The organism is Arsukibacterium sp. (assembly GCF_033722355.1).
Lineage (GTDB): Bacteria > Pseudomonadota > Gammaproteobacteria > Enterobacterales > Alteromonadaceae > Alishewanella.
On the sequence record NZ_JAWVZF010000146.1, the window covers coordinates 1 to 7,047 of the forward strand.

7 protein-coding genes are annotated in these 7,047 nt (G+C 51.4%); 6 read left to right on the plus strand and 1 reads right to left on the minus strand.

Going from position 1 to position 7,047, the window contains the following annotated elements:
• Positions 1 to 571 (plus strand): sensor histidine kinase (locus tag R3177_RS11860; RefSeq protein ID WP_318971240.1); only part of this gene is annotated, 571 nt, incomplete at its 5' end.
• Positions 564 to 1,211, plus strand: coding sequence for a response regulator transcription factor (locus R3177_RS11865; RefSeq protein ID WP_318971241.1), 648 nt, complete (start codon positions 564 to 566; stop codon positions 1,209 to 1,211). The genes R3177_RS11860 and R3177_RS11865, both read left to right, overlap by 8 nt.
• A 98-nt stretch (positions 1,212 to 1,309) precedes the next feature.
• Here R3177_RS11865 and metJ read toward each other — a convergent pair whose 3' ends face one another.
• Positions 1,310 to 1,645, minus strand: a complete 336-nt coding sequence (gene metJ, locus R3177_RS11870; RefSeq protein WP_019675723.1) for a met regulon transcriptional regulator MetJ — start codon at positions 1,643 to 1,645, stop codon at positions 1,310 to 1,312.
• A gap of 183 nt (positions 1,646 to 1,828) precedes the next feature.
• On the opposite strand from metJ, the gene metB reads away from it, so the two are divergent.
• The 4 genes from metB to R3177_RS11890 form a co-directional block, all read left to right on the plus strand.
• Complete coding sequence (metB, locus tag R3177_RS11875; protein ID WP_318971242.1) at positions 1,829 to 3,103, plus strand: cystathionine gamma-synthase; 1,275 nt, start codon at positions 1,829 to 1,831, stop codon at positions 3,101 to 3,103.
• A 6-nt stretch (positions 3,104 to 3,109) separates the two neighbouring features.
• Complete coding sequence (gene metL / locus R3177_RS11880) at positions 3,110 to 5,512, plus strand: bifunctional aspartate kinase/homoserine dehydrogenase II (protein WP_318971243.1); 2,403 nt, start codon at positions 3,110 to 3,112, stop codon at positions 5,510 to 5,512.
• Between the two features lie 25 nt (positions 5,513 to 5,537).
• Positions 5,538 to 6,431: a methylenetetrahydrofolate reductase gene (metF, locus tag R3177_RS11885; RefSeq protein ID WP_318971244.1), complete on the plus strand. Its 894-nt coding sequence runs from the start codon at positions 5,538 to 5,540 to the stop codon at positions 6,429 to 6,431.
• A gap of 89 nt (positions 6,432 to 6,520) precedes the next feature.
• Positions 6,521 to 7,047: two-component regulator propeller domain-containing protein (locus R3177_RS11890; protein WP_318971245.1), on the plus strand; the 527-nt coding region annotated here is incomplete at its 3' end.

The following is a 7,047-nucleotide window of genomic DNA, read 5'->3' on the forward strand; positions in this document are numbered from 1 at the left end:
CCGGATTGCCCGTAATCTGCATGATCTGGTCGGCCACCATTTAACGGCACTGACTATTCAGTTACAGGTAGCCAGTCATCTAACTGCTGGTGAGGCCAAAAAACAGGTTGATAATTGCCATCAGCTTGCCAAATTGCTGCTATCAGATGTACGTGAGGCAGTCAGTACCATGCGCGAGCATGCTGATATCAGCTTGCTGGATGCGGTTAAGCCGCTGACCCGACTGCTCCCTGCGAAGCTTGCTGTAAAGTTACAGATCCCGCCAGATATTATGGTAACTGATCTGACGCAGGGCCAGCATTTGTTATGTATTATTCAGGAAGCACTGAGTAATAGCCTGAAACATAGTGATGCCACAGAAGTACATATTATCGCAACCTTGATAAATCAACAGCTGCAGCTGATCATCTATGATAATGGCAGCCTTGCAGCAGGTTGGCATCCGGGCAACGGCATTACCGGTATGCGTGAGCGTCTGGCTGAATGCCACGGCAGCCTGCTAATCAGTGAGAAAAACAGCGCAATGCAGCTGACGATAAGCTTACCTTATACTGGGAACGATTATGCATAAAGTACTGCTGGTCGATGATCAGAAACTGATCCGTGATGGGATTAAAAGCCTGCTGGCGATCTCAGGTAAAGTGGAGGTAGTAGGCGAGTGTGCTGACGGTTCCACGGTGGTGGACGCATGCCGGCAGTTACAGCCTGACGTGGTATTACTCGATTTATCTATGCCGGTGATGAATGGTGTACAAACCCTGGCATCATTGCAGCAGGCCGCGATAGATATCCCGGTGCTTATTCTGACCACTTTTGATGAACATGAGCTGGTGCTGAAGAGTATTTCCTGTGGTGCCCGAGGGTTTTTATTAAAAGATGTCTCACTGGAAACCCTGGTGCAGGCTATCGCGTCGCTGGCAGAGGGGGGCAGCTGGTTCGCCCCTAATATCACCGATCGACTTCTGGGCAGTGTCCGGGGGCATGCCGGGGGGGATTTTGCGATGCCAGCTGAACTGGAAAAGCTCAGTGACAAAGAGCTGGAGATTTTGCAACTGATGGCTGCAGGCTACAGCAATAAAGAAATCGCTAACGCCCTGTATAAATCTGAAGGTACGGTAAAAAACCAATGCTCGGCCATTCTGGCGAAACTCGGCGTGCGGGACCGAACCAGAGCGGTATTACTGGCGTTGGAGCGCGGGCTGATCAGCTGACCTGCCGGTATGCCAGCGATTTTTAACAGTATCAGAACTTTTTACCGGTAAAAAAAACCGCCATCTGGCGGTTTTTTTAGAAAACGTCTGGCGGGATATTACTCTTCAGTGGTATCGGCCTCAATAATCACCGGAATAGGTTTGCCCATACTGGTCAGGATCTGCCGCACTTCGGCAGGGATCTGATGCGGATTATCTTTGCGTAAGTCTTCGTCAGCGGGCAAAGGCTGGCCGGTGAATGCGTGCAAAAATGCTTCGCATAACAATTCACTGTTAGTGGCATGGCGCAGGTTGTTGACCTGGCGGCGGGTGCGCTCGTCGGTTAATACTTTTAAAACATTCAGCGGAATAGATACAGTAATTTTTTTGACTTGTTCTGACTTTTTACCATGTTCCGCATAAGGATGGATGTATTCACCATTCCATTTAGCCATAAGGATACCTTAGTTATTTATAATGGTTATTCGTATTTGCTCGCGCAGTTGCCAAATTCTAACTTTTTATCCAGTCATGTCCAATAGTGAGCAACAAATAATGATTATAGACGGCTAAATGGTTTGACTTCCAATTTTTCAGCGATATACTTTTAGACGTCTAAACATCTAAAAGGTGTCGTTATGTCTTATTCAGCAGCTGCAACTGTTACTGCCCGGGCCGGAATCGCCGAGGACACCGCGTTTGGTGCCGTCACTCCTCCGTTATATTTAACCTCGACTTACAAACTGCCGGCGTTTAAACACCCGGGCCAGTATGATTATTCGCGCTCAAATAACCCGACACGTGACATTCTGGCAGACGCATTATGCCAATTAGAGCAAGGCTCACGAGCAATAGTAACTGGCAGCGGTATGTCAGCCTGTCTGTTGGCGCTGCAATTGCTCGGACCAGACGACACCCTGGTGATCCCGCATGATTGTTATGGTGGCAGCTATCGCTTGTTTACTAACCTGGCTGAACGCAAGCAGGCATTTAAACTGCAAGTCATTAATTTTCAGCAACGTGACTGGGCAGTCCGGATAACAGCAGCGCAACCGGCGATGATCTGGCTGGAAACACCAAGCAATCCTTTGCTGCAAATTACCGATGTGAAAGCGGTATGCCAGTTAGCTAAAGGGTTAAATGCCAGGGTGGTGGTAGACAATACGTTTTTGTCACCGGTATTACAGCAGCCCCTGGTATTGGGTGCTGATATTGTGGTGCACTCGACAACCAAATATATCAATGGCCACAGTGACATTGTCGGCGGCGTGCTGATAGCTAAAGATCCGACTGTCGGTGATGAGTTAAAATGGTGGGCGAATTGTTTAGGTGTTACCGGACCTGCATTTGACAGTTATATGACTTTGCGCGGTTTACGGACCCTGGTTCCCCGGCTGCAGTTACAGCAACAAACCACTGCGGAGCTGGTCAGCTTTTTACAACGCCAGCCCCTGGTCAGCAGATTATATTATCCCGGGCTGGCAGAGCACCCCGGCCATGCTACAGCCAAAGCACAGCAAGCAGGTTTTGGCGCCATGTGTAGTTTTGATTTGGCTGCGCCAGCTGAAGCCTTGCCGGTGTTTTTTGCCAGCCTGCGACTATTCACCCTGGCTCAGTCCCTGGGCGGTATTGAAAGTCTTATTTGCCATCCGGGGAGCATGACACATGCTTCAATGAGCGCAGCTGCACAGCAAACGGCGGGTATTGGCCCGACATTAATTCGCTTATCGATTGGTATTGAAGCCGCGGCAGATTTAATAGCTGACTTACAAGCCGGCTTTCATGCAGTGGCAAACTGGCTTAACCAGCCGCAACCAATTCGCAGTCATCAACCGGTTAGCCGCGACGATGCCGGTCAGGCCAAAGCTGACCAGCAATTCCGGCGTAATCCCGCCTTAACGGCATTGTGGTAAAGACAGATGAGTCAGCAATTAACAGCCGCATCGGTCGCGCCTGCGCTTGAGGTGCATAAATTCGGTGGCAGTAGTCTGGCCAGTACCGAACGTTTTCAGGCAGTCGCCCGTCTGATCGGGCAACAACAGGCGATGCCCTGGGTCGTGGTTTCCGCGCCCGGCGATACGACAGATGCGTTGCTGGCGATTATCAGCTGCTATCAGCAAGGCTCAGATTGCCGTGCTCTGTCAGCGCAACTTCTGGCTCAGTTACAGTCTCTGGTCAGCGCTACGTTGCCAGCTCCAGCCGCAGCCCCGGTGCTGGCAAAGTTATCGCTTTGGTTCGCCCGGATCCCAGACTGGTTAGCCCGCCAGCAAACAAATGAGGTGTTAGCGATTGGCGAGTTGTTATCGGCGACGCTACTGGCTGCGGTGTTAATTGAACAGGGCCGGCCAGCTGTCGCAATGGATGCCAGAGAGTTTCTGATTTTTAACAGCACCGAGCCTGACTGGCAGCTCAGCTCAGTGCAACTGCGCCAACGGTTAAGCCCGGCAACGCCGGTCTGCCCTGGCGCAATCGCTATTTATGTGGTTACCGGCTTCATTGCCCGGGATCAGCATGGCCACAGCATTACCCTTGGTCGCAATGGCAGTGATTACAGTGCAACGTTGCTGGCAGTACTGCTTAATGCTCAGCGTGTCAGTATCTGGACTGACGTCAGAGCAATTTACAGCGCGGATCCGCGAAAATGCAGCAGTGCTGTGCCATATAATACAGTGAATGTCCGACAGGCCTGCCAGTTGGCGGCGCTTGGTAATCCGGTACTTCACGCCCGCACGCTGGCTCCTCTGGCTGGCAGCAACATCGGTTTGCAGGTTCGAAGTGCGATACAGCCCGGCCAAACGGGCTGTATCGTGCTGCCAACTGCGCCTGCTCAGGCTTTTTTAACCAGTTTAACCCAGGTGCTACTGATATCGTTGCCTCGTCTTCCGCTGATCAATAGCGAAAAGCTGGCAGATCAGCTGCAAAGCCCGGTAGTGGTGCTACCACAGGACAATAGTAATGGTGATGACACAGGCCAGCGTTGGCTTATCAGCGCTGAAAGCTGGCCCAGGGCACTGGATTTACTGCAACAACAAGGCTGCCATCCGTTAGCTGATACCTGTCCTTATTACGCACTGGCGTGGCTCAAGGGGGGGGCGCAACAGGTAAAACTAGCGTTAGCTGACCTGTTACAACAGCTTGAGGTTAAGCATGTATATGAAAATAATCACCTGGCCGTTTGGCTGTTTCAACGGGAGTTAACCGTGACCGAATTAAACCAGATCCACCACTACTGTGTTGTCACTAAACCTAAATTACAATTGGTGGTGGCCGGTACCGGTAATGTCGGCGCTGAATTTTTAAGAATGTTACCGCCCCAGCAACAGGCGCTGGCTAAGGATATTCAACTACAGCTGGCAGCGGTGTTTAACTCCCGGCAGGCCTGGTTGGGCAACGCGCCGGAACCGGCGCAGTGGCAGAGTGAACTTGCAGCAGAACCTTATTCACCTGAGGAATTACTGAGCCATATCCGGCAACTTCCCGGCCCTAAAGTCCTGGTTGATATTACCCCTAGCCAGCAATTTGCCCGACAGTATCCTGATTTTATCAACGCGGGCTGTCATATTATCAGTGCCAATAAGCAAGGGGTAACGCTGCCGCTGGCAGAATATAACGCTATCCGGGCTGCGTTAGAGCATAGTCAGTTAAGTTGGCGCAGCAATACCACGGTCGGCGCTGGTATTCCGGTGCAGCAGGTCATGCAGGCCCTGAGGCAAAGTGGCGATAGCATTACCAGAATAAGTGGTGTGTTCTCCGGTACGCTGTCCTGGCTGTTGTGTAAGTTTGATGGCAGTCAGCCTTTTTCCGGCTTACTGGCAGAGGCAGCTGAACTGGGCTTCACAGAGCCTGATCCACGGGACGATCTGTCAGGTAAGGACGTTCAGCGCAAATTGTTGGTGCTGGCTCGGGAGCTGGGGCTGAGTCTGGAGCTGGAGCACATCAGCCTGCAGCCGTTAATGCCTGAACAACTTGCTGCCGGCAGCTGGTCTGACGCGTGGCAGCAACGAGAGTTGCTGGATAATATGCTGGAGCAAGCCCGGGTTGCTGCCAATGCTAATGGCAAGGTATTGCGCTATGCCGCGAGTTTAACGCTTGGCGATACGCCGCCGTCAGCTGAAGTGACTTTAATGCAGGTGGCACCTGATGAACCGCTGGCCGCGCTGGCGCCCTGCGACAATATTTTTGTCATTGAAAGCCAGTGGTATTGTGATAACCCCCTGGTACTGAAAGGTCCCGGGGCTGGCAGGCAAGTGACAGCGGGCGGTATTCATGCTGATGTGGCGCAGTTATGTCAGCAGCTTATTTTAACCGGCGCAAGCCACTGACTATATCAGTTTAACGAGAATCATTATGGCCTTTGCTAACGCGCAATATCTGGATGCAATTAATCGCAATCTGCATGACGTGCAGGGAAAAGTTAACGTAAGCTTTGAGTTCTTTCCGCCAAAAACTGCCCAGATGGAGCAAACACTGTGGCAGTCTATTGAGCGGCTGGCGCCACTTGCGCCCTCATTTGTCTCGGTCACCTATGGTGCCAATTCCGGAGAGCGGGATCGTACTCACGATATTATTAAGTCGATTAAGCAACGCACCGGCTTAATTGCTGCACCGCATTTAACCTGTGTTGATGCCAGTAAGCAGCAGCTGATTGATATTGCCCGCGACTATTGGCAGAACGGCATCAGACACATTGTCGCATTGCGAGGCGATTTACCCCCGGATAGTGCCGCAGTACCTGATTTATATGCAGCTGATTTGGTAGAAATTCTGCGCTCAGTTGCTGACTTTGATATTTCAGTGGCGGCTTATCCTGAAGTTCATCCGCAGGCACCGAATGCCCAGTTCGATTTACTGAATTTAAAACGCAAAGTTGACGCGGGCGCCTCACGGGCTATCACTCAGTTTTTCTTTGATATTGAAAAATTCTTACGTTACCGGGATCGCTGTGCCGCAATCGGTATTGATGTTGATATTATCCCGGGTATCTTGCCGGTCACCAATTTCCAGCAGTTACAGAAGTTTGCCGGCCTGACCAATGTCGCTATTCCCGGTTGGATGCATAAAGCCTATCAGGGCCTGGATACTGACCCGACTACCCGCAATCTGGTTGGCGCTAATATTGCGATGGAAATGGTGAAAGTGTTAAGCCGGGAGGGTGTCAGTCAGTTCCACTTTTACACCCTGAACCGCAGCGAACTGAGTTACGCGATTTGTCATTTGCTCGGGGTACGGCCGGCACTTTAGGCGCTGCTGTAGCTGAATGCTTCCCAAGTCAGGATAAAAGCGGTAATCTTGGCGGCTCAAGTCAAGCTTTCTTGAAACAGGGATTGGCGATGCCGTTGTTAGCTGTTTGCCGGTACAGTGCTTTTTGCCTGCTGTGTTTCCTCAGTGGCATGCTGGTTGCACCCGCAATCGCAACAGATAACGAGGTAGTCAGTCTTGATAATTATTTCAGCGACAGCTGGAGTACCGTTGACGGCCTGCCCCATAACACCGTAAATGCTATTGCTCAAACCCCGGATGGTTACCTCTGGTTTGCCACCTGGGAAGGCGTTGCCCGTTTTAATGGCCGGCGCTTTGATATTTTTGAGCGTAGCGCTGAAACCGGTTTGCCTGATTCAGGCATTCGTACTTTGCATGTGGCAGCCAACGGTGATTTACTGGTTGCCGGGTCACGGGGCGGTATCGCCCGGGTGAGTGGCCGGAACTGGCAGAGCTATCCTTCACTTGGTGTTCTAATTAATAAAGCGATGGTCGATAGTCAGCAACGGCTTTGGCTGGCAACAGAAGGCGAAGGCATTGTTATGCAGATGCCGGATGGCCGCCGACGTCAGTTTACTGTTGATAATGGTTTACCAGC